This window comes from Thiohalomonas denitrificans (assembly GCF_900102855.1).
GTDB classification, from domain to species: domain Bacteria; phylum Pseudomonadota; class Gammaproteobacteria; order Thiohalomonadales; family Thiohalomonadaceae; genus Thiohalomonas; species Thiohalomonas denitrificans.
In genome coordinates this window covers 22,451-45,067 of the sequence record NZ_FMWD01000005.1, presented here as the reverse complement: position 1 = coordinate 45,067, position 22,617 = coordinate 22,451, and the positions used below count along the sequence as shown (strand labels likewise).

General features: G+C 59.5%; 19 protein-coding genes and 4 tRNA genes. 8 read left to right on the top strand and 15 right to left on the bottom strand.

Annotated elements, in window-relative coordinates:
* The 3 genes from BLP65_RS17085 to BLP65_RS08775 form a co-directional block, all read right to left on the bottom strand.
* Window positions 1–245: hypothetical protein (locus BLP65_RS17085; RefSeq protein WP_217631948.1), on the bottom strand; the 245-nt coding region annotated here is incomplete at its 3' end.
* 119 nt (window positions 246–364) lie between these two features.
* Entirely contained in the window at window positions 365–2,419 is a 2,055-nt protein-coding gene (locus tag BLP65_RS08780) for a copper-translocating P-type ATPase (RefSeq protein ID WP_217631961.1), read from the bottom strand.
* 212 nt (window positions 2,420–2,631) lie between these two features.
* Window positions 2,632–3,870 (bottom strand): VWA domain-containing protein, encoded by a 1,239-nt coding sequence (locus BLP65_RS08775; protein ID WP_175452501.1) that lies wholly within the window; start codon window positions 3,868–3,870, stop codon window positions 2,632–2,634.
* A gap of 447 nt (window positions 3,871–4,317) precedes the next feature.
* On the opposite strand from BLP65_RS08775, the gene BLP65_RS08770 reads away from it, so the two are divergent.
* The 4 genes from BLP65_RS08770 to BLP65_RS08755 all read left to right on the top strand — a co-directional run bounded on the left by BLP65_RS08770 (window position 4,318) and on the right by BLP65_RS08755 (window position 7,864).
* Entirely contained in the window at window positions 4,318–4,557 is a 240-nt protein-coding gene (locus BLP65_RS08770; RefSeq protein ID WP_092995590.1) for a hypothetical protein, read from the top strand.
* Window positions 4,558–4,685: 128 nt separating this feature from the next.
* Entirely contained in the window at window positions 4,686–6,608 is a 1,923-nt protein-coding gene (locus BLP65_RS08765) for a copper resistance system multicopper oxidase (RefSeq protein ID WP_092995587.1), read from the top strand.
* A 27-nt stretch (window positions 6,609–6,635) separates the two neighbouring features.
* The gene (locus BLP65_RS08760) at window positions 6,636–7,382 is read left to right on the top strand and encodes a copper resistance protein B (protein WP_092995584.1); all 747 of its coding nucleotides are present in this window, start codon (window positions 6,636–6,638) and stop codon (window positions 7,380–7,382) included.
* Between the two features lie 89 nt (window positions 7,383–7,471).
* On the top strand, window positions 7,472–7,864 hold the full coding sequence (locus tag BLP65_RS08755) for a cupin domain-containing protein (protein WP_092995581.1): 393 nt from the start codon (window positions 7,472–7,474) through the stop codon (window positions 7,862–7,864).
* Between the two features lie 3 nt (window positions 7,865–7,867).
* On the opposite strand, the gene rlmD is transcribed toward BLP65_RS08755, so the two are convergent.
* Both rlmD and BLP65_RS08745 read right to left on the bottom strand, forming a co-directional pair.
* Window positions 7,868–9,196 carry a 23S rRNA (uracil(1939)-C(5))-methyltransferase RlmD gene (gene rlmD / locus BLP65_RS08750; protein WP_092995578.1) on the bottom strand — a complete coding sequence of 443 codons (1,329 nt, stop codon included), beginning with the start codon at window positions 9,194–9,196 and terminating at the stop codon, window positions 7,868–7,870.
* 69 nt (window positions 9,197–9,265) lie between these two features.
* A complete protein-coding gene (locus BLP65_RS08745) occupies window positions 9,266–10,096 on the bottom strand; it encodes a 3'-5' exonuclease (RefSeq protein WP_092995575.1) in 831 nt (276 codons plus the stop codon).
* 280 nt (window positions 10,097–10,376) lie between these two features.
* Here BLP65_RS08745 and BLP65_RS08740 point away from each other — a divergent pair, with 280 nt between their 5' ends.
* On the top strand, window positions 10,377–10,640 hold the full coding sequence (locus tag BLP65_RS08740; RefSeq protein ID WP_092995572.1) for a DUF2249 domain-containing protein: 264 nt from the start codon (window positions 10,377–10,379) through the stop codon (window positions 10,638–10,640).
* A 356-nt stretch (window positions 10,641–10,996) separates the two neighbouring features.
* Here the strand turns inward: BLP65_RS08740 and cysM are convergent, their stop codons facing one another.
* Window positions 10,997–11,893 carry a cysteine synthase CysM gene (gene cysM / locus BLP65_RS08735; RefSeq protein WP_092995569.1) on the bottom strand — a complete coding sequence of 299 codons (897 nt, stop codon included), beginning with the start codon at window positions 11,891–11,893 and terminating at the stop codon, window positions 10,997–10,999.
* 124 nt (window positions 11,894–12,017) lie between these two features.
* Between cysM and BLP65_RS08730 the strand changes: the two genes are divergently transcribed.
* The gene (locus BLP65_RS08730) at window positions 12,018–12,368 is read left to right on the top strand and encodes an Hpt domain-containing protein (protein WP_092995566.1); all 351 of its coding nucleotides are present in this window, start codon (window positions 12,018–12,020) and stop codon (window positions 12,366–12,368) included.
* 232 nt (window positions 12,369–12,600) lie between these two features.
* Here BLP65_RS08730 and BLP65_RS08725 read toward each other — a convergent pair whose 3' ends face one another.
* Together BLP65_RS08725 and BLP65_RS08720 are read right to left on the bottom strand one after the other, a co-directional pair.
* Complete coding sequence (locus BLP65_RS08725; protein ID WP_245688278.1) at window positions 12,601–13,386, bottom strand: class I SAM-dependent methyltransferase; 786 nt, start codon at window positions 13,384–13,386, stop codon at window positions 12,601–12,603.
* Between the two features lie 453 nt (window positions 13,387–13,839).
* Window positions 13,840–14,211, bottom strand: coding sequence for a TusE/DsrC/DsvC family sulfur relay protein (locus BLP65_RS08720; protein WP_092995563.1), 372 nt, complete (start codon window positions 14,209–14,211; stop codon window positions 13,840–13,842).
* A 221-nt stretch (window positions 14,212–14,432) separates the two neighbouring features.
* Here BLP65_RS08720 and BLP65_RS08715 point away from each other — a divergent pair, with 221 nt between their 5' ends.
* Together BLP65_RS08715 and BLP65_RS08710 are read left to right on the top strand one after the other, a co-directional pair.
* Window positions 14,433–15,350 (top strand): mechanosensitive ion channel family protein, encoded by a 918-nt coding sequence (locus BLP65_RS08715; RefSeq protein WP_092995560.1) that lies wholly within the window; start codon window positions 14,433–14,435, stop codon window positions 15,348–15,350.
* A gap of 76 nt (window positions 15,351–15,426) precedes the next feature.
* On the top strand, window positions 15,427–16,800 hold the full coding sequence (locus BLP65_RS08710) for an MBL fold metallo-hydrolase (protein ID WP_092995557.1): 1,374 nt from the start codon (window positions 15,427–15,429) through the stop codon (window positions 16,798–16,800).
* A 33-nt stretch (window positions 16,801–16,833) separates the two neighbouring features.
* On the opposite strand, the gene BLP65_RS08705 is transcribed toward BLP65_RS08710, so the two are convergent.
* The 7 genes from BLP65_RS08705 to uvrC all read right to left on the bottom strand — a co-directional run bounded on the left by BLP65_RS08705 (window position 16,834) and on the right by uvrC (window position 22,578).
* Window positions 16,834–19,224: a phosphoketolase family protein gene (locus BLP65_RS08705; RefSeq protein WP_092995553.1), complete on the bottom strand. Its 2,391-nt coding sequence runs from the start codon at window positions 19,222–19,224 to the stop codon at window positions 16,834–16,836.
* 388 nt (window positions 19,225–19,612) lie between these two features.
* Window positions 19,613–19,699 (bottom strand) — tRNA-Leu (locus tag BLP65_RS08700).
* Between the two features lie 103 nt (window positions 19,700–19,802).
* Window positions 19,803–19,878: transfer RNA gene (locus BLP65_RS08695), tRNA-Gly, on the bottom strand.
* Between the two features lie 21 nt (window positions 19,879–19,899).
* Window positions 19,900–19,973, bottom strand: a tRNA-Cys gene (locus tag BLP65_RS08690).
* Between the two features lie 42 nt (window positions 19,974–20,015).
* Window positions 20,016–20,091, bottom strand: a tRNA-Gly gene (locus tag BLP65_RS08685).
* 57 nt (window positions 20,092–20,148) lie between these two features.
* The gene (gene pgsA / locus BLP65_RS08680) at window positions 20,149–20,733 is read right to left on the bottom strand and encodes a CDP-diacylglycerol--glycerol-3-phosphate 3-phosphatidyltransferase (RefSeq protein ID WP_092995550.1); all 585 of its coding nucleotides are present in this window, start codon (window positions 20,731–20,733) and stop codon (window positions 20,149–20,151) included.
* Complete coding sequence (uvrC, locus tag BLP65_RS08675; protein ID WP_092995547.1) at window positions 20,734–22,578, bottom strand: excinuclease ABC subunit UvrC; 1,845 nt, start codon at window positions 22,576–22,578, stop codon at window positions 20,734–20,736.
* Between the last annotated feature and the right edge of the window lie 39 nt (window positions 22,579–22,617).

Sequence of the window (22,617 nt, the reverse complement as noted above, 5' to 3'; positions counted from 1 at the left end):
CCCATGCCCATGCCGGGACCCATGCCCATGCCGGGGCCCATGCCCATGCCGGGACCCATGCCCTTCTGACCCATACCTGGACCCATCATACATGGACCCATGCCCGGACCCATCTGCATGCCTTTGCCCATCGGCCCCTGGCCTTGATAACCGTAAGGGCACCCGCTTCCGTAGGGACAGGGCGAAGTCGCACCTTGCGCCCAAACACTACCCGTTGCAGTCATGGCACTCAGCACAGTTGCCATTGCAATCCTTTTGAACCTCATAAGTACCTCCTCCATTGCTGTTTCGGCCGCAGTGGGATTGATTACCTCCATGCGGCACTGAGTACCCGGCCCCGGAAATCCGGATGGCTGAGAAGCTTTCATGCGGTGGACCGGAGAATATCCGTCCGCTTCAGCAAGCGGGCATTGACCGCGACAATGACGGTGGAGACGGACATCAAGGCCGCACCGATCGCCGGTGAAAGAATGATCCCCGCACCGGCCGCAACCCCGGCCGCCAGTGGAATGGCCACGACGTTATAGCCGGTCGCCCAGCCCAGGTTCTGCAGCATTTTCCGGTAGGTGGCACGTGAAAGCGCCAGGATTGCTGCCACTTTTTCGGGATCGTTCTTCACCAGAACGACGTCGGCCGATTCGATGGCCACATCGGTCCCGGCGCCGATGGCGATGCCGAGATCCGATTCCACCAGGGCAGGGGCATCATTGACGCCATCGCCCACCATCGCGACCCGCAGTCCCCGCTGCTTTACTTCGCGAATTTTGGCGGCTTTCTGATCCGGCAATACGCCCGCAAAGTAGTCATCGAGTCCCAGCTCGGCAGCAACACTGCGGGCTACGGCTTCCGTATCGCCGGTTAGCATGATGCACTGTATTCCCATGGCCTTTAGCCGGGTTACGGCCGCTTTGGAGGAAGCCCGGACGACGTCTGCCAAGGCGATGGCCCCGGCGACTTCGTCCGCCACGATGAGGAGAATGACCGTATTGCCGCCCTCCGACAGGCGGCTGATAACCTCCTCATCCACGCGGAATCCCTCCTCTCGAGCGTAACCCGGACTGACCACTCGAACCCGGCGCCCCTCGATCTCGGCTTCAGCGCCCCGCCCGGTCAGGTTGTGGAAATGGCTGACGCTCGCCAGCTTGAGGTCCTTTTTCGTGGCGGCGTCGGTGACGCCACGGGCGATAGGATGTTCCGACTGGCTTTCCAGAGCAGCGGCTATGCGCAGGACCTCGGTTTCGTCCCAGTCTCCAAAGGCAGTGGTTTCACGCACACCGAAATGGCCTTCGGTGAGAGTGCCGGTCTTGTCGAATACCACAGCGCCGAGGTCCCGCGACTGTTCGAAGGCGGCCCGATTGCGGATCAGAAGCCCGTTCGATGCGCCCATGCTGGTACTCATCGCCACCACCAGGGGAACGGCCAGACCAAGCGCGTGAGGGCAGGTGATCACCATCACGGTCACCATGCGTTCCAGGGAGAACTCGAAATCGGCACCGAATGTCAGCCAGGTGAACAGCGTCAGCAAGCCGGCGCTGATCGCAATATAGGTCAACCATCCACCGGCACGGTCTGCCAGGTTCTGGCTGCGCGAGCGTGAACTCTGGGCCTGTTGAACCATATCGATGACCTGCGAGAGATAGGTGTCGCGGCCGGTCTTCCGGATCTCGACGGTGACACTGTTCTCGCCGTTCACCGAGCCGCCGATTACCTGTGTTCCTTCATCCTTGTAAACCGGTACCGATTCGCCGGTGAGCATCGATTCGTCAAAGCTGCTCTCGCCTTTTGCAATCACGCCATCGGTGGGGACCTTCTCCCCCGGCTTGACCAGGATCTTGTCTCCAACGGCCAGATCCGATGCTGAAACCTCCTCTACGCTGCCATCTTCCCTGAGGCGATGAGCCTCGGTGGGCAACAGTCTGACCAGGGCCTCCAGGGCACCCGAGGCCCCCATTACCGAACGCATTTCCACCCAGTGGCCAATGAGCATGACGTCGATGAGCGTCGCCAGTTCCCAGAAGAAGACCTCACCCTCCAGACCGAAGACAACGGCGCTGGAGTAGCCATAGGCGACTGTGATGGCCAGCCCGATCAGGGTCATCATTCCCGGCTCGCGCCGGCTCAGGTCATCGTAGAGCCCGCGTAGGAATGGCCATCCGCCATAGAAGTAAACGCCGGTGGCGAGCAGGAACAGAACCAGTGCGTCTCCTGGAAAGCGGAGCAGGTCCTCAAGGCCGAGAAACGACCGTATCATCGGCGATAGCGCCAGGATCGGCACGGTCAGCGCCAGAGAGAACCAGAACCGCCGCCGGTAATCGGCGATCATGGCGGCATGGTGTGCCTGATGTCCGCCCTGTTGCTGCTGGTGATCGGTATGTTTGTCCTGCTTCCCCGCTGGGCCGGAATGGCCGGCGTGCTGCATGATTTGACCTTTGAATTTTTGGGATGCCACTCTTAATCGTAGTTTGCGGAAACGGGGATTGCTTTTCAGTTTCTTTGCCGGTTTGAAGCGGCTGACCCTCCATAAAAAGAACGGCAGATTCGTGGCGCCTGCTGTTAGAGCGTGCGATGCGAATCTGCCGTTCCTGAACCCTTGCGGCGATACCGCCGGGTACATTCAGCTTCAAAGGTCTTCTACACGGAGCGCTTTCTGGTTGCGACGATGGATAGACCCCACAGCAGTAAAAGTAGAGCCAGGCCGGATGGGCCAAACGAGCCACCACCGCCGCTACCACTGGTCGTCCCTGCCTCTAGAATGTCCGTGGTGAATGCGATCCGGCTGGTCGCCTGGCCGTCAGTCACTGCGACCTGGACATCGTAGTTTCCGACTGTAGTCGGCGTACCCGAGATAACTCCCGTCCGGGTATTAATGGAAAGACCGGGAGGAAGTCCCTCCGCACTGAACTCCAGCGGATCACCTTCGGGATCGGATGCGTCGATGGCCAGTGAGACCGGCTCTCCAAGCTCGAAACTCTTTTGCTTCACCGTTTGAATATGGGGAGCGAAGTTATTGCTTCCGCAGCGGTCGAAGGTTGTTTCCTGGGATGGCTGGCCTGTAACGCTCAGCGACAACTCGACCGCGCTACATTCATCAGGAGCGACAGCGGATTGATAGGTCAGCAAATAGCCATTCTGGAGTAGTTTGGCCATTTCCAGTTGTACGGCCTCCAATGCCTGCCCATCATCGGCCGCGACGTAATCAGTACCACCCTCCTGTGCGATTTGCGTCATGGTGTCGGTCTCTACGTTCGAGCCGAAACCGATGGTGAAGACGGGTATGCCGCTTGAATCAATGGCCCCGAGGAGTTCCGGGAGTTCCGTATCGGAATAATGGTCGTATCCGTCCGACAGCAGTACGATGGCCTTCGGGCCATTGACACCCACCGGGCCGTTCTCTGCCATCGTGAGTGCCTCCATCATGGCATCGAAGATCGGAGACGTTGATTCATCCGGGTTCAGCTGCTGATAGATGGCCTCCTCGATGGCTGTCGTATTCGAGGGATCCACCATTGTGAAATCGGTGGTGACGATTTCCGTGCGAAACTTCACCAGCCCGACATAGTCGCCGAGTTGCATGTTCCTTACGAAACTGACCACCGAATCTTCGACCTGCCTGTTGAGAGCATCCAGGCTACCGCTGTTGTCGATGACAAATACCACCGAGAGCGCCACGTCATCCTGTTCACTTGTGATGGCCGGCTGCCGGAAGCTTGTTATCGGCATCGACGTTCCGTTTTCGACGATTTGAAAATCGGCTTCATTCAAGTCGGTTACAAAATTGCCATCTGCGTCCGTTACCGTTGCATGCACTTCGACAGGATCGGCCTGAGCATTGACCCGCATGTCCACCGCCGCCTCGGTCACAGCCGGCATTAGGGAGATACTGAGAAGCAGAGAAAACAGGATAATTGGCCAAGCCTTGGCCAACGGTTCGCGTACTAACCTGGATAGGTACATCACCTACCTCCTTGTAAGTTGTCATTGGTATTGAACTTTTAGTTGCTGCTATGCAAAACAGCAAGTATGTCATACCAAAAACGAGCAGCCTTCGTCGGAAACCGCTGCCTCGGACCAGAGCTTTCCGCCGGACCCGCTATTGGTTGGAGCGTGCATCCGGGCTATTCAGGTGCTAGTCTACTAATGTCGACCTTTTTAGTCAGAAAATAACCCGGAATTAGCGTAGTCGCCTTGACCCCTTCTGCAAAACATACCGGTGCCGGCCGGACTCCGATCAGGCTCCTGCGGGAACCGCGGGTTCTGTTGACGCTGTTACTCCTATCGGCCTTGGTGGGTCCCTGTGCCATGGCCATGGAGAGGGGCATGAACCATGAGCAGGAGATGCCCTATCCGTGCATGGCCGGCGATGATTGCCATCGGTTTTCGGCTCCTGCAGCCGTGGATGCTGAAAAGTTCCTGCCTTCCGGACCAATCCCGCTTCCGGTGAAGATGCGATCCCGTGTTGTGCCGTTTCCGGACGAAGGAATCGGAGTCGTCCTTCCACGGATCGCTTCTGTGCCCGATGGGCCGCTCTATCTAATCACCCGCCGCCTGAGGCTTTGAGAGCCCTTTGCCGCTTCGCGGCAACTCCCCTGTTTCTCTCCAAAACCGATTCGACCGCTTCGCCCGTAAGTTGATTGAAAGCGAATGCGGTTGTGCAACCGAATTCCCTGGAACAACGGAGAACGAGCATGCAGAACAAAGGGTTTTCTCGCCGCAATTTTCTGAAAAGTGCGGTAAGCGTTGGCGTCCTGGCGGGGCTTAACGGTTGGATTCCGGCCTATGCCTCGCAACGCGAGGGGTTGGACCCAACCAGCGGTCTGGGACACGATGGTGCGGTGGATCTTGCCATCGAACGCACCACCGGCCGCATCGCCGGAGAACGGGCACAACCGATAACCATTAACGGCACTACGCCCGGACCTCTGATTCGACTGAAAGAGGGTACGATCGCAACCCTGCGCGTTACCAACCTGCTGGATGAGGCAACTTCGATCCATTGGCATGGAATTCTTCTGCCGTTTCAGATGGATGGTGTACCCGGCGTCAGCTTTCCGGGAATCCCGGCCGGTGAAACCTTCACCTACCGTTATCCGCTGAACCAGAGCGGCACATACTGGTACCACAGCCATTCCGGACTGCAGGAGCAGTTGGGGCATTACGGCCCGTTGGTCATTGATCCGGCAGAACCGGAGCCTTTCGAATATGATCGCGACTATGTGGTAATGCTCTCGGACTGGACCTTCGAGGATCCAATGGAGGTCCTGAAGAACCTCAAGAAGGCGGAAGGCTACTACAACTATCAAAAACGCACCGTGGCCGACTTCTTCCGTGATGTCGAAGAGAAGGGTTGGGGGCCAACGATGCGGGATCGGCGCATGTGGGGCAACATGCGAATGAGCCCGACCGATATCGCGGATGTCACCGGTTCCACCTATACGTTTCTACTCAACGGTATGGCTCCGGAGGAGAACTGGACCGCCCTCTTCAACCCCGGGGAAAAGGTTCGGCTGCGTTTCATCAACGGGTCGGCCATGAGCTATTTCGATGTCCGCATCCCCGGTCTCAAAATGACCGTCGTTCAGGCCGATGGACAGAACACCCAACCCGTGCCGGTCGACGAATTCCGGATTGGTATCGCCGAAACCTACGATGTGATTGTTGAGCCGGACGAGGATCGTGCCTACACCCTGTTCGCCGAGTCGATGAATCGTAGCGGCTTTGCCCGCGGCACCCTGTCGACCCGGGACGGCGACTCCGCGGCAATCCCCAAACGACGTCCGGCGCCGGTGCGTGGCATGGACAGCATGGGGATGGACATGGATATGGACATGGATATGGACATGGAGGGCTCCGGGTCGATGGATAACATGGATTCGTCCGGGAGTATGGCATCCATGGAAGAGTCGGGTCAGTCGATGGACATGAATATGGACATGGGGAACTCGATGGAGGAAATGAATCCTTCCAAAAACATGGCTTCCATGGAAAACCAAGGCGAATCGATGAACATGGACGGCCCCGCCGTGGAAGAGGGGCAGGCGAACCAACACGCCGCAATGGACGGCATGGTCGGGGATAGCTCCCGATCCGTGGAGCACGGACCGAACAATCACGGACCCGGAGCCGCCATGGTGGCCATGAACCCCCGCAGCCGTCTGGATGAGCCCGGTGTCGGACTGGAGAGCACCGATTCGCACCGGGTCCTGGTCTACTCCGACCTGAAAAGTCTCCACCCCTGGCCGGATCAGCGGAAGCCCGGCCGGGAGATCGAACTCCATTTGACCGGCAATATGGAACGTTACATGTGGTCGTTCGACGGCAAGAAGTTCTCGGAAGTGAAGGGACCGGTGAGATTCCACCACGGAGAGCGGCTGCGGCTCACTCTGGTGAACGACACCATGATGGACCACCCCATCCACCTGCATGGAATGTGGATGGAGCTGGATACCGGGGCGGGTCCGTTAAAGCCGCGCAAGCACACCATCAGCGTGAAGCCGGGGGAAAAGGTCTCGGCCCAAATCACCGCGGATGCACCGGGTGACTGGGCTTTCCATTGCCACCTGCTCTACCACATGAAAGCCGGCATGTTCCGTGTCGTCTCGGTCGCTTAATGGAGGTGTAGTGTGAATAGTAATTGGATGACAAGACTCGCAGGGGCTCTGCTGCTGTTTCCGTTTTTGAGCGTCGCTGCCGATCAGGAGCGCGATAAAGAGGGATGGCCCTCCCCGGTTCATGACGATATCGCAGTTGGTTCGGTCCTTTTCGATCGTCTCGAATACGCCTGGGGTGACAACGAGGATACGCTCGACTGGGAAATTCAGGGCTGGTATGGCGGTGACTACCACCGGTTGTGGGTCAAAGCGGAAGGCGAAGATGTTCGTTCCGGGGGTGATGGCGGTGAGGCGGAGCTCGAACTCCTCTACGGCCGCATGATCTCTCCATTCTGGGATCTGCAGGCCGGCATCGGACAGCAGCACATCTACGGTCCGGGACCGGATCACGACCGCACCTATGCAACCGTCGGGCTCCAGGGGTTGGCACCCTACTACTTCGAGATGGACCCCTCTCTGCAGGTCAGCGAAGAGGGCGATGCTTCGGCCAGTCTCGAAGCCGAATATGAGCTGCTGTTTACCCAGCGACTGATCCTGCAGCCACGCTTCTCCACTGCCTATGCATTCGATGAAGTGGAAGAGTTCGGGATCGGGGAAGGATTCAATTTCGTGCAGGCGGGACTGCGCTTGCGTTACGAGTTTACGCGGAAGTTAGCGCCCTACATCGGTGTATCATGGCGGCGGGCATTGGGTGACACCGCAGACCTGATGGAAGCCGAAGGCGAGGATGACGAACACACCTCGCTGGTCGCCGGCATCCGGATGTGGTTTTAAAAGCAGACCGGCCGCCGCCGGGGGCCACAGGGCGGGTCGTGCCCGCCGACAGCCACCGGCGGCAGCCCCTGGCCCCGAAGTGATGATGAATGGGATCCGAAGGCGATTTTGTGACTCGACTACGCCATACCCGCTATCCGGAGGTAACCCCCTATCGGACCAAAGATGGTTCCGAGATCCGGGAGTTGATGCACCCCGCCGTGCAGGGCAACACCGAGCAGAGCCTCGCCGAGGCGACGCTACCGGTGGGCGGCAAAACCCTGCTGCACCTTCACTACCGTTCGGAGGAGTTGTACCACGTCAGCAGTGGTGAGGGGTGGCTCCAATTGGGTGGAGATCGCATTGCCATCGGTCCCGGGGATACCATCTGTATTGCCCCGGGCACCGCCCACAGGCTGGAAAACAGCGGCACTGAACCTCTCCGGGTCCTGTGTTGCTGTTCTCCACCCTACTCTCACGGAGACACGGAGTTGCTGGAGTGAGGGTCAGCCCTTCGTAAACAGCGCGATGGACTCCACATGGGCGGTGTGCGGGAACATGTCCATGACCCCGGCCTTCTCCAACCGATAGCCGTACTCGTTGACCAGAATGCCGGCATCCCGGGCCAGCGTAGCCGGGTTGCAGGAGACGTAGACCAGGCGATTTATCCCGAGTCGGGCGATATGCGGAAGGGTTGCCTGGGCACCGCTGCGCGGTGGGTCCAGCAGGACCTTGTCGAAGCCTCCTCCCCACCAGGGCGCCTCAGCTAGGTCCGCCATGAGATCGGCGGTGTGAAAGGTCACGTTTTCTATTCCGTTGCGCTCGGCGTTCTCTCGGGCCCGTTCGATCAGCCCGGGATCCCCCTCGATACCGACCACTGCCTGTGCCCGCCTGGCAATCGGCAAAGTGAAATTGCCCAGTCCGCAGAAAAGGTCGAGCACGCGCTCGTCCGCCTGCGGCGCCAGCAGTTCCAAGGCACGCTCCACCATGGCCTGGTTGATATCGCTGTTTACCTGGGTGAAATCGGTGGGCTCAAAGTGGTAATCCACCCCGTGGGCCGGCAGTGCGTAGTGCAATTGAATCGACTCGGGCCACAGGGGTGTCACGCTGTCGGGTCCCTTGGGCTGCAGAAAGAGGCACAGGTCATTGGTGCGGGCGAAGGCGGTCAGCTTCTCCCGATCCGCTGCAGAGAGCTCAACGAGATTGCGCAATACCAGAGCGGTCCGGGTATCGTCCACCGCCACCTCGATCTGCGCGATGCGATTGTAGGCTTCCAGACCGGCAATCAGCTCCGCCAGGTCGGTCAGTCGCTCACCCACACTGGGATGCAATACCTCGCAGCGGGAGAGCTCGGCGACATAGGGGCTGTGTTTTTCGCGGAAGCCGACCAACAGCTTCTCTTTCTTGATGACGTATTTCACACCCAGGCGCGCCTTGCGCCGATACCCCCACAAGGGGCCGGTGAGCGGTTCGAGCACCTCGTCCGGTTTCACTTTTCCCAGGTGGTGGAAGTTGTCGAGCAGGATCTGTTGCTTGGCATGGATCTGCTCCACCGGATCGAGATGCTGAAGGCTGCAACCGCCGCAGAGCCCGAAGTGGGCGCATTTGGGTTCGACCCGGTGCGGCGATGCCTCGAGGACTTCGCTGGTCGTGCCTTCGTCGAACTTGCGACGGCGGTCCGTGTAGAGGAACAGCACCGTCTCGCCCGGAAGCGCACCGTCGATGAATACAGCCTTGTCCTCCACATGGGCGACACCACGCCCGTCGTGGGACATGCTCTCGATCGTTGCCTGCACCGGCTCGGCGGGAAGCTTTTTACGTCTGCGTCTTGCCATAGAAGTTGTTATCAGGAAAGGTTTTGACCACAGAGGACACGGAGAGCCGCGCTTCTCTTCTCGGCTGCATCAATCCCTGGAACACTCAGTGTTCTCAGTGGTTCCAAGGGAAGGTGAAGGCTCGGGCGGACTTTTCCAGTGGGCGAGGAACTCCCGGAAATGGGGCTTGCCCTCCTCTTCCAGTTTCTCCCGCACGCGCCGGCATTCGGCCTCGTAGGCCTGCGGCATCAGCTGTCCCCGCATCAGTTCAAAGCGCAGATAGACCAGATAGGTATTGAGCACGTCCGTTTCGCAGTAGTTCCGGATGTCCTCGATATCTCCCGCCTGGAAGGTGTCCCACACCTTGGCACCGCTCATTCCCATCTTGCCGGGGAAGCCCAGCAGGGTTGCAATCTCGTCCAGCGGGGCGTTGGCCCGGGGCTGATAGGCGGCCAGCACATCCATCAGATCCAGGTGGCGACTGTGATACCGGTTCAGATAGTTGTTCCAGCGGAACTCCCGATCATCGTCCCCTGAATCCCAGTAGCGCGGGGCCTGGATGCCGTGTACCAGCGCGCGGTAATGCAGGACCGGGAGGTCGAAACCGCTGCCGTTCCAGGAGACCAGGGTGGGCGTGAATCGATCCAGTCCGTCGTAGAAGCGCTGCACCAGTTCCTTTTCCGAGGCATCCGGATCGCCCAGAGACCACACCTTGAACTGGTCCTCGCCATGCCGCAGCACGGCGGAAATCGCCACCACCCGGTGCAAGTGCAGGCGCAGGAACTCATTGCCGGTCTGCTGACGTCGCTTGTGGAACAGGATATTTGCGACCTCTTTGTCGCTAAGTCCGTCGAGGTCGTACAACCGTCGCCCGCCATCAACGTCGGGAATGGTTTCAATATCAAATACCAGTACATTCACGTTTTGTAACTCTTTGAAAGGTATCCGTTAAGGTAGATCCGGCCGAACCTGACATACCCCACACGCGGTCCGGTCCACTGGTGCCTTTGCGCAGCCAGCACATGGTAACACGGCTCTGAAATGCAGCCCTGCGTGTTGTCGGCCAAGGCCGTATTCGTCCAACACCGGCAGGGGGTTGCGTACAGCCCTGAAGATGTATCGAAAATATTGCTATTAATGAGCTAATGGTATACAAACGCACTCAGTTAATATCGTCAAGCCAACTACAAGGGAGGCCTTCATGGCTAATCAACCCCACCTCCACCTGCGACCGGATCAGCTCTACCCGTTTGATGCGCGCGGTATCGCCAAGCGTTTCCGCCATGCCGCCATTTTCGGGGCGTTGGATGCGCTCGTGCCGGGTGAAACGATGCGGTTCGTGAATGATCACGACCCGTTGCCGCTGCTGGATCAGCTTCGCCAGCGCTACGGTGAGGCGGTTTCCATCAACTATGTCCAGCGTGAACCCGGGCAGATCGTGATCGATTTCGTTCGCGAGGCATAAGGGCACTTCTATTAATCCAACACGGTTCTGCTCGTGGCCGTTTTGTCCGCTGGCAAGGCGCAGCGAGTGATGTGTGGTTGCTCCACATGAGCGAGCTGTAACGCAGTCCAGCGGGCAAAACGGTCCCGAGCCCGAAGGGTTGGGTCCAAAATCGCCGATCCCGGCGTTGCGCTGCTTGATAAGGGAGCCACCCTTGTCTGCGCAGCGCGCCTTGGCCTCGGCGATTTTGGACCCAACAGAATCCGCGTTGGATTGATAGAAGTGCCCTTAATCATTCGCCAGCGGTGATGGCGGACCCTCTGCACCGCCATTCCGGGGGTAGAGGGTCAGGCCTGCCGCCCGGAGCCCGAGGCAATTCACTCGGCCGGGAAGATGCCGGTTGAGAGATAGCGGTCGCCGCGATCGCAGATGATGGTGACGATGGTGGCGTTCTCCACCTGTTCCGAAAGTTGCAGGGCCGCGGCTACGGCACCCCCGGAGGAGATCCCGCAGAAGAGGCCCTCTTTCGCGGCGAGCTCGTGGGTAATGCGTTCCGCATCCTCCTGAGAGATATCCATGGTGCGGTCGACTCTGGAGGCGTCGAAGATCCTCGGCAAGTATTCCGGCGGCCAGCGGCGGATGCCGGGGATACTCGCCCCTGCGACGGGCTGGACACCGACTACCTCCACCTGCGGCTTCTGTTCCTTCAGGAATCGGGAGACACCCATGATGGTGCCTGTAGTCCCCATGGCACTGACGAAGTGGGTAATTTCACCACCGGTATCACGCCAGATTTCGGGGCCGGTAGTCTCGTAGTGAGCTACGGGATTGTCAGGGTTGGAGAATTGGTCGAGGACTTTGCCTTTGCCTTCACTCTGCATCCGGTCTGCCAGATCACGGGCTCCCTCCATGCCCTCGGCCCTGGTGACCAGCACGATGTCCGCACCGTAAGCCTTCATGACCGCCCGGCGTTCGATGCTCATGTTTTCCGGCATGACAAGGATCATGCGATAGCCCTTGACCGCCGCCACCATCGCCAACGCTATCCCGGTATTGCCCGAGGTTGCCTCGATGAGCGTATCGCCCGGCCGGATGTCACCGCGCCCTTCCGCATGGCGGATCATGCTCAGTGCGGGACGATCCTTGACCGAGCCGGCGGGATTATCACCTTCGAGTTTGACCAGTATGGTATTGCCGTTGCTGCCGGCGGGAAGGCGGCGCAGTTTCACCAGCGGTGTGTTGCCGACCAGCGATTCGATGGTGGCGTATTCCATGATCCACTCCGAAATCTAGAAACGGAGCATGATTATAAGGCATGATTGCTCGCTATGCCGATTTCGGTACACTGAAGCTTCAAACGTTACTGCAAGGCGCCACGCGCACTAGTGGAATACATGGATGATGGAAACAGCACTCAAGGTCATCGACAACGAATTGGCCCTGGAGCAGGCCGGAGGCAGCCTCGAGCTGGCCCATGAACTGTTTGCAATGCTGCTCAAGGAGTTGCCACAGTTCGATAGCGGTATCCAGGCGGCCTTTGAACGCTGCGATTGGGAAACGCTACAACAGAGTGTCCATAAGCTCACCGGCGCAGCCATTTACTGCGGGGTCCCCGCCTTGAAATCCGCTTCGGAGAGACTGGACAAGAAACTCAAGCGCGGTCAGAACGACGATGTCGGCCCGGATGTCGACAACCTGCTGGAGGAAATCCATCGGGTGCAGGAGCACGCCCATTTGCGGATCGGATAACGGCGGCAGCAAGCCGACCGGGCAGACGATTGCCATCTCCTTTCATGTTGCACATCCAAATGCGCCGTCTCCAATCATCGCCGAACCGGTGCATTTGAAGAATGCACCCTACGACGACCTCACGTAGGGCGCATTCTGATAGGCCACCGCACTCTCAAAAGCCGAGAGCGTTTCCGAGTGCACCAACCATCGCCTGTGGCATACCCAAATGCGCCGTCTCCGACGTCTGTTTTCACCCCTTCATTGTCGGGATGATGTAGACATCGAAACGATTGCGCTTTGTCGCGAACGTCAGTGTGGCGGATCGGTCCGCCAGTGGCGGGGCGTAATCCGGCCGCTTCACCACCACCCGTTTGCGGGCACACTCCAGGGCGGCAGGAAGGAGCTCCTGTGCATTAGGATCGGTGCCGATCAAGCGATGAAAGAGTTGCATCTCTTTTTTCACCAGAGCACGGCTCCGCCGCGGCGGGTACATGGGATCGAGATAGACCACATCGGGACACTGGTGACCCGGGAGATTGCGCAGATATTCAACAGCGTCCGCCTGCACCAGCGACATGCGCTCTGCTATCGGCCGGGTCGCCGGATCCTTTCGGGCCCGCCGAAGTCCGTCTTCCAGCAGAGCGGCTACCGGTGCTGATTGCTCTACCAGTCGGACTGCACAACCGAGACTGGCCAAAACGAAAGCATCCCGGCCGAGACCGGCGGTCGCATCGATGACACTCGGCGTGCGGCCCTTCTTCAGCCCGACCGCCTTGGCTATGGGCTGGCCCCGACCACCACCGAAACGCCGCCTGTGTCCCGCGGCTCCGCCGACAAAGTCCACGAATACGGGGCCGGGTGCCCCCGGACCTGATTCACGAAGCTCCAGGCGCTCGCCAGTGAGAAAGAGTTTCAGTGGCTCATCGCCGGCCCCGGCCCGGCGCAGCCCCCAGTGGTGGGCCAGATCATCGGCCTCTTCGCATCGCTCCGCCGCTTCGCATACCAGGGGAATGTCGCAGAGGCGTACTGTGTCCAAGGTCGATTACCGTCGTGTGGAAAACGGCTAATATGATTGCATAACACCGGACGGTGTGACACCTCGGGGCCTGATAGCCTCGACATCAGGGAAGGGAAAAAGTAGCGCCTTTAGGGCACTTCTATTAATCCAACACGGTTCTGCTCGTGGCCGTTTTGTCCGCTGGCAAGGCGCAGCGAGTGATGTGTGGTTGCTCCACATGAGCGAGCTGTAACGCAGTCCAGCGGGCAAAACGGTCCCGAGCCCGAAGGGTTGGGCCCAAAATCGCCGATCCCGGCGTTGCGGACTCCATCCCTGGAGTCCGCCCTTCGGGCCGGCCTGCGGCCGTCCAAATCCGCTCCCGGCGGATTTGTGCGCTGCTTGATAAGGGAGCCACCCTTGTCTGCGCAGCGCGCCTTGGCCTCGGCGATTTTGGACCCAACAGAATCCGAGTTGGATTAATAGAAGTGCCCTTTACTCGACCGAACCGAACGAGGGATCTGTCGTGTAGGCGGGAGTCGGTACTCCGGCAATCTTGCAGCCCTGGGTTACCGGTCCCCGAGGGAAAAGCTGATAAAGAAAACGGCGACCGCCCTGCCCCTCATAACGGTCATCGAGTTCGTAGACCAGTTCGCGGCCACTTTTGGCCCGGCCATGCTCAATATAATACTCACGGAGAAATTCGAGCACGTCCCAGTGGGTGGGTGTGAGTTCGATCTGCTCCGCATCCGCGCGCTCACGTACGGATGCCTCGTCCCACGGCCCCAGGTCCTGCAGACGCGATTCTTTCTTGGGGTTCTCAGGTCTCTCTTGCCCCTCCAGGATCGTCTTTCCGATATCGCTCATTTCGACCTCCAGCAGTGTTGGTATTTGGGAGGTACTTTAGAACTAAGACTAGCAGCCCCGGTTTTTCCCCGCAAAGTCCCGGCAAGCACTCGGCGGATGGCTAAAAGGAGATGACACTCCGTCAGTGTCGAAGGGTATTCACAAACCAGCGGTGGGTCTATTCTGCTGGTTAGTCCGGAATGGTTCCGGAATCCGGTTCGATCGCCACAAAAGGAGACTCAATGGATGCCATTTTCGAATTCCTAGCGCTGTTTCAGTGGAAGGTTATCGTCATGACCATGCTTCGAATGGGTCTGGTGATAGGGCTCGCACTGATTGGGATCGCCGTTGCCAAGCGTTTCATAAATCGCCTCGAACGGCATCTGGTGGAGCGAAGCCAGGCACGGGGTGAGGCCGTGGAAGAGTTCGAAAAACGTACCTACACCATTGCCAGGCTATTGCGGCAGGGCGTCGTTATCCTGATTTGGGTGATGGTAGCGCTGGTGATCCTCCGCGACGTCGGAGTAGAGATCGGGCCGCTTCTCGCCAGCGCCGGTATCGTCGGCCTCGCCGTCGGCTTCGGCGCCCAGAACCTGGTACGGGATGTCATTTCCGGTTTCTTTCTGATTATCGAGGACCAGATTCGGGTCGGCGATATCGCCATCATCAACGGCACCGGCGGGCTGGTGGAGAGCATAAATTTCCGGACCACGGTATTGCGCGACCTTTCAGGGGTGGTGCATATCTTTCCCAACGGGACCATTACCACCCTGTCCAACATGACCCATGAATGGTCTGCCCATATTTTTGATATCGGCGTCGCCTACAAAGAGGATGTGGATCGGGTTATCGAGTTACTCAAGGCGATTGGTACGACACTGCGGGAAGATGACTATTTCGGGCCCCTTATCATCGAAGACATCGAGGTGTTCGGACTGGACCAATTTGCCGACTCGGCGCTGGTGATCAAGGGCCGGATCAAAACCCGGCCGATAAAGCAGTGGGAAGTGGGCCGCGAGTTCAAACGCCGGGTAAAACAGACCTTTGACAAAGAAGGGATTGAGATCCCCTTCCCTCACCGCTCAATCTATTTCGGGGAGGCCAGCAAGCCGTTTGTCACCCGTATGGAGGCCGAAACGGCTGCATTGTCGAAAGAATAGGGGCGATTTATGGCCGTTGCACCCCCACCCGGGAAGGCTATGTTTATGGCAATTTGCCGTCCCGTGGGAGGTCAACGTGTATTTTGAAACCATCCGTTCTCCGGGGCTCGCCCATCTCTCCTATCTGATTGGCGACGGCGGGGAGGCCTTCGTCATCGATCCGCGCCGCGATGCCGACGTCTACCTCGAGCAGGCCGGCAGCGAGGGAATGCGCATCACCCGCATTTTCGAGACCCACCGTAATGAGGATTACGTGATTGGCTCACGGGAATTGGCGGAACGAACCGGCGCGACGATTCACCACGGTGCGGCGGCACCCTTCGATTACGGCGAATCGATCCGTGAGGGGAATACGTTCGATGCCGGCAAGATCCGGTTGCGCGCTCTGGAAACTCCCGGTCATACCGATGAGAGCCTCTCTTTTGCCCTTTACGACGGTAGCACGGGCGATGACGAGGCGATCGGTGTGTTTACGGGCGACGCCCTGTTCGTTGGCGGGGTGGGACGGACCGACTTCTATCCCGATCGCCCCGAGCAGGTGGCCAATCTGCTGTATGAGAGCCTGTTCGACAAGATATTGCCGCTGGGGGACCAGACCATCGTCTATCCGGCGCACGGCGCCGGCTCGGTCTGCGGTGCCGGGCTGGCGGACCGGGATTTCTCGACCATCGGCTACGAGCGGCATCACAATCCGGCGCTGCAACAGGGGCGGGATGAGTTCGTCAGGGAGCGGCTCAACGAGCACCACTATCAGCCGCCCTACTTCAGGCAGATGGAAACGGTGAACCGGCAGGGTCCTGCGGTGCTCGGTCACCTGCCCACCCCCAGGCCCCTCGGCGTAGAGGCCTTCGTCGAGGCCGCATCAGCGGGCATGTTGACTATCGATATCCGCGAACCCGAAGCCATCTCCGGTGCTCTTGTGCCCGGTAGCCTGGCTATCCCGCTCGGCATGCTGCCCTCGTTCGCCGGCTGGTATCTGCCCTACGACCGTGATATCGGGCTGATCGTCGCCCATCCCGGCGATATCGAGCCAGCGGTGAGGAGCCTGGTGCGGCTCGGTTACGACCGTTTGGTGGCCTGGCTTAATGAGGGACTGCACGGGTGGGAAATGAGCGGGCGGGAATACCAGACCGTGCCCGCACTTTACGCCGGTGAGCTCAAGGCGCGTATGGAGGGACAGGTGCCCTTCACCCTGCTCGACGTTCGCGGCCGTTCGGAAATCGAGCAGGCTGCCATGCCGGGTGCGACGGAAATCTACCTGGGTGAGCTTCCGCAACGGCTCAACGAGATTCCCCCGCAACGACCGATCACCACCTTCTGCGGCAGCGGCCGGCGCTCCATTATCGCCTCCTCGATACTGCTCCAGCATGGTTTCGCAGAGGTGGAGGTCTGCCTCGGCTCCCTCGCCGCCTGCAAGGCCGTCGGTTGTCCCATTGACTATCGGGACTGATATCCAACCAACCGTGAAGACGGCTCGACCCGTTCAGCGCACCCATTTCCAGTTGCGCACTTCCGGCATGTCCTCGCCGTGCCTGGCGATATAGTCCTTGTGTTCGATCAGCTTGTCCCGCACCACCTGCTTGGCGTAGGCCGCCAGGTAGCCCAGCTGCGGCACCCGTTCGATGACGTCGCTGACCAAATGGAAGCGGTCGAGGTCGTTGCGTACCACCATATCGAACGGTGTCGTGGTGGTGCCCTCCTCCTTGAAGCCGCGCACATGCAGGTTGTCGTGATTGGTGCGCCGGTAGGTGAGCCGGTGGATCAGCCAGGGATAGCCGTGATAGGCGAAGATGATCGGCTTATTGGTGGTGAAGAGGGTATCGAAGTCCCGGTCCGACAACCCGTGGGGATGCTCCTCCTTCGGTTGCAGGGTCATCAGGTCAACCACATTCACCACCCGCACCTTGAGGTCGGGGACCAGCTGGTCCAGCAAGTCCACCGCGGCGAGGGTCTCCAGGGTGGGCACATCACCCGCGCAGCCGAGTACCACATCCGGCTCTGTGCCGCGGTCGTTGCTCGCCCACTCCCAGATACCAATACCGGCCGTACAGTGCTTCACCGCCGAATCCATATCCAGCCACTGGGGCTGGGCCTGCTTGCCGGCAACGATCACGTTGACGAAATTGCGGCTTCGCAGGCACTTGTCCGCCACGCAAAGGAGCGAGTTGGCATCGGGCGGCAGGTAGACCCGGATGACATCGGCCTTCTTGTTGACCACATGATCGATAAAGCCCGGGTCCTGATGCGAGAAGCCGTTATGGTCCTGGCGCCATACGTGCGAGGTCAGCAGATAGTTCAGCGAGGCGATGGGCCGCCGCCAGGGGATCTCTTTCTGTGCCACCTTCAGCCATTTGGCATGCTGGTTGAACATCGAATCGATGATATGGATGAAGGCTTCATAGCAAGAGAAGATCCCGTGGCGCCCGGTGAGCAAGTAGCCCTCCAGCCAACCCTGGCAGGTGTGCTCCGAAAGGATCTCCATGACCCGTCCATCCGGAGAGAGGTTTTCGTCCTCCGGCAGGATTTCATCCATCCAGACCCGATCCGTCACTTCGAACAGCGCATTCAGCCGGTTCGATGCGGTCTCATCGGGGCCCATGACGCGGAAGTTGGCGGACTTGGCATTGTACTTCATGACATCGCGCAACCAGGTGCCCAGCACGCGGGTCGCTTCCGCGATCGTATTGCCCGGCTTCAGCACCTCCACGGCCGATAGACGAAAATCCGGCAACCGCAGGTCCTTGAGGAGAAGACCACCGTTGGCATGGGGATTGGCTCCCATACGCCGATCGCCTCGTGGAGCAAGCTCGGCGAGTTCCGGAAGCAATCGTCCCTCCTCGTCGAACAGCTCCTCAGGACGGTAACTCTTTAACCAGTCCTCGAGCAGTTGCAGATGCTCCGGATTCTTGAGCATGTCCGAAAACGGCACCTGGTGAGAGCGCCAGAAACCTTCCATTTTGCGGCCGTCCACCTCTTTCGGACCCGTCCACCCCTTGGGACTGCGGAGGATGATCAGCGGCCAGCGGGGGCGCCGGGCTTCACCCGTGGTGCGGGCCTGTTCCTGGATTTCGCGGATCTCGTCCAGTACCACATCAAGCGTACCGGCCATCTGCTGGTGCATTGCAGTAGGTTCGGAACCTTCGACAAAATAGGGCTTGTAGCCATAACCGACGAAGAGAGCCTCAAGCTCCGACTTTGCCATTCGGGCCAGCACTGTGGGACCGGCGATCTTGTAGCCGTTCAGGTGTAAAATGGGCAGTACCGCCCCGTCACGAACAGGATTCAGGAATTTGTTCGAGTGCCATGCGGCGGCCAGCGGTCCGGTCTCCGCTTCACCGTCGCCGACCACGCAGGTGGCAATCAGGTCGGGGTTATCGAATACCGCCCCGTAGGCATGGGAGACGGCATAGCCGAGTTCTCCACCCTCATGAATAGAGCCCGGTGTTTCCGGGGCTGCATGACTGGGGATACCTCCGGGGAAGGAAAACTGCTTGAACAGCTGTTGAAGCCCCTCGGTGCTCTGCGGCACGTTGGGATAGAGCTCGCTGTAGCTCCCCTCCAGGTAGGTATTGGCCACCATTGCCGGCCCACCGTGCCCGGGACCGCAGATATAAATCATATCCAGGTCGCGGTCCCTGATGACCCGATTCAGATGTGCATAGATGAAGTTTAGCCCCGGCGTGGTGCCCCAGTGTCCGAGCAGGCGCGCCTTGACGTGCTCCGGCTTGAGAGCTTCGCGCAGCAACGGATTGTCGAGCAGATAGATCTGGCCCACTGAAAGGTAATTGGCCGCACGCCAATAGGCATGCATCCGGTCCAACTCTTCCTCGGCAAGCGGGGCCTCGGAAATGACTCGGGTTGACACGTCATTCATGGAATCCGCCTCCGGGCGTCCCAGATGGAAAGGCGCCGCCCTGATTCCGGACGACAACTCCCTATAGGCATTAGCAGAGGGCGGGTACATTGCAACCGGAGAACCGCGGGGCCGAACCCTGCCCTACCTGTTCCGGTCAAGGCATTTCTCGAAATGGCGTTCCCGGAAATCGGTCGTCTCAAAAAAGAAGGAAGCAAGGCCCGGTGCCCCTGACCCAGCCCGAATGCCGCCTGTGCGACAGGGCAAGAGCGGTATCAGTAGAGGGCGTTGCGGCTTTCGAAGGCCTTCGAGGAGTACTCCGGAGAGTTGGCGTGCGTTGCAGGACCAGTATGATCGGTGGTTTGCACGGAAGAGCGTTTCTTCAGAGGGAACTTGCTCGTCCGATAAATGGTGCCCGGGACCGGAATCGAACCGGTACGGGGTTGCCCCCGAGGGATTTTAAGTCCCTTGCGTCTACCAATTTCGCCACCCGGGCGGTGGAATCGCTGCGATTCTACCCAACGGTAGGTTAAAAAGGGAGGTCTTCGCCGACCTTAAACAAAAAAACCCCGGCACGAGGGGCCGGGGTTTTTTCGATTTGGAGCGGGAAACGAGATTCGAACTCGCGACCCCAACCTTGGCAAGGTTGTGCTCTACCAGCTGAGCTATTCCCGCTTTTTTCTTTTACTTCTTTTATGGAGGCTGGGAGCGGAATCGAACCGCTGTACACGGCTTTGCAGGCCGCTGCATAACCACTCTGCCACCCAGCCAAAAACAAAAAACCCCGGCTTATCGGCCGAGGTTTCGGCATTTGGAGCGGGAAACGAGATTCGAACTCGCGACCCCAACCTTGGCAAGGTTGTGCTCTACCAGCTGAGCTATTCCCGCATAATTCAAAGCGACGCTCATTGTATTCAGGAGAGCTTCGGTGTCAAGCTCTGGAAGCTAAAGCCCCGAACCTTCCCGAGCCACAAGGACCGGCCAGGCCGACCTCATGTACATCACCATCGACCAGAGCGTCAGAGCAGCGGCGACGTAAAGAAGCGCGAATCCTACCAGAGCGGTCGGCAGGCCCGCAAGGGGCTCTTGGTAGATGAGCAGCAGCAGAGCCGCCATCTGCGCGGTGGTTTTTATTTTGCCGAGCATGCTTACCGCCACGGTTGCGGTGGCGCCCAGTTCGGCCATCCACTCACGAAGCGCCGAGATGGTGATCTCGCGACCAATGATGATGGCCGCCGGCAGTGCCATCCAGAATCCGCTAAAAGTGGTTGGATTACTGTCGACGATTAACACCAGCGCGGTGGCCACCATCAACTTGTCCGCCACCGGGTCGAGAAATGCACCGAATGAGGAGTGCGCCTGCAGCCGGCGGGCGAGATAGCCGTCGAGCCAATCGGTCACCGCGGCAGAGGCAAAGATGATAGTGGTCGCCAGATGCGCCCACTCCACCGGCAAGTAATAGAAAACCACAAACACCGGGATCAGCACGATGCGCAAGAGCGTCAGGATTGTCGGTATGGTGAAATTCATCTATTTCTCATCCGGATGCAGCGTGTCGTAGATGCGTTGAGCCAATTGCCGGCTGATGCCGTGCACGGAACTCAGGTCTTCCACCCCCGCCCGTACGACTTCCTGGAGCCCGCCGAACTGGCGCAAGAGCTGCTGTCGCCGCTTTGGCCCCAACCCTTCGATGGCCTCCAGCGGTGAACTGCGCCGGCTTTTGGCGCGCCGTTGTCGATGGCCTGCGATGGCGAAACGATGCGCTTCATCGCGGACATGCTGAATCAGGTGCAGTGCCGGTGAATCGGGCGGCAGCGAGACAGCGCCATTGTGCCCGGAAATAATCAACTGCTCCAGTCCGGGCCGCCGGCTCGCTCCCTTGGCTACGCCGACCAGGGTCACGCCCGCAACCTGGAGATCGCCAAGTACCGCTTCGGCCTGGGTGATTTGCCCTTTACCGCCATCGATGAGCAGTAGGTCGGGCAGCTTTCCGTCCTCCTCCTTGAGGCGTCGAAAACGTCGGGTCAACGCCTGATGCATCGCGGCGTAGTCATCGCCGGGGGTGATGTTTTCGATATTGAAGCGGCGGTAATCCGATTTGAGCGGTCCGTTGTTGTCGAACACCACACAGGAGGCGACGGTGGCTTCACCCTGCGTATGACTGATGTCGAAGCATTCGATCCGGCGCGGCAGTTCGCTCAGCCCGAGCTCCTCCTGCAGGGCTTCGAAGCGCTTTTGCTGGCTGCTGCGGGTCGCCAGGTGGGCTTTCAGGGCGTGCTCCGCATTGCGTACCGCCATCTCTACCCAGCGGGCCCGGTCGCCGCGCACCCTGGCTGTAACTGCCACCTTCCTGCCGGCCCGCTCTCCGAGGACCTGTTCCAGTAGTTCGCGGTCTTCGGGTTCGACGTTCAGCAGCAGCTCGGGGGGCACCAGCCGGTCGCTGCGGTTGGCCAGGTAATACTGGGCAATAAAGGCACCGATCACCTCGGGCGGTGGGGCGTGGGTGGTGTGCTGGGGATAGTAGAGACGATTACCCAGATTCCGGCCCCCACGAATGAAAAAGACCTGGACACAGCTGATGCCGGCCTGTTGGTGCACCGCCAGGACGTCCAGGTCGCCCCGTTCGCCACTGACGTACTGCTTCTCCTGTACGCGGCGCAGGTTCACGATCTGGTCCCGATAGCGGGCGGCTTGTTCAAACTCCAGCCTTTCCGATGCCTGCTCCATGCGTTGCACCAGTTCGTCGATCACCTGACTGCTCTTGCCCTCCAGGAACATGACCGAATGGCGCACGTCTTCCTGGTAGCCGGCCTCGTCCACCCGTTTCACGCAGGGGCCGGTGCAGCGTTTGATCTGGTATTGCAGGCAGGGCCGGTTGCGGTTGGCGAAGTAGCTGTCCTCGCACTGGCGCACCGGAAAGATCTTCTGCAGCAGGCTCAGGCTCTCACGGACTGCCGAAGTGTTGGGGAACGGTCCGAAGTAGCGTCCCTTGGCCCGACGGCGGCCGCGGTGGAATCCGAGACGCGGAAACGGCCCCTCGGAAAGGAAGATGTAGGGATAGCTCTTGTCGTCCCGCAGCAGCACGTTGTAGCGCGGACGGTGCTTCTTTATCAGGTTGTTTTCGAGCAGCAGCGCCTCGCCTTCGGTATGGGTTACCGTGACTTCGATGCTGCGGATCTGCGCGACCAGGCTGCGGGTTTTGGGGGAGTCGTCCCGGCGCTGAAAATAGCTGGAGACACGTCGTTTGAGGTTCCGCGCCTTACCGACGTAGATGATCCTGCCATCCTCATCGAGCATGCGGTAGACACCTGGCCGTGTCGTCAGGGTCTGGAGAAAACCCTGGATATCGAAGGTTTCCTGGTTATCGGGATTCATTCGGATTTTCGGCGCTCATCGGGGTTTGGAAGCCGATAC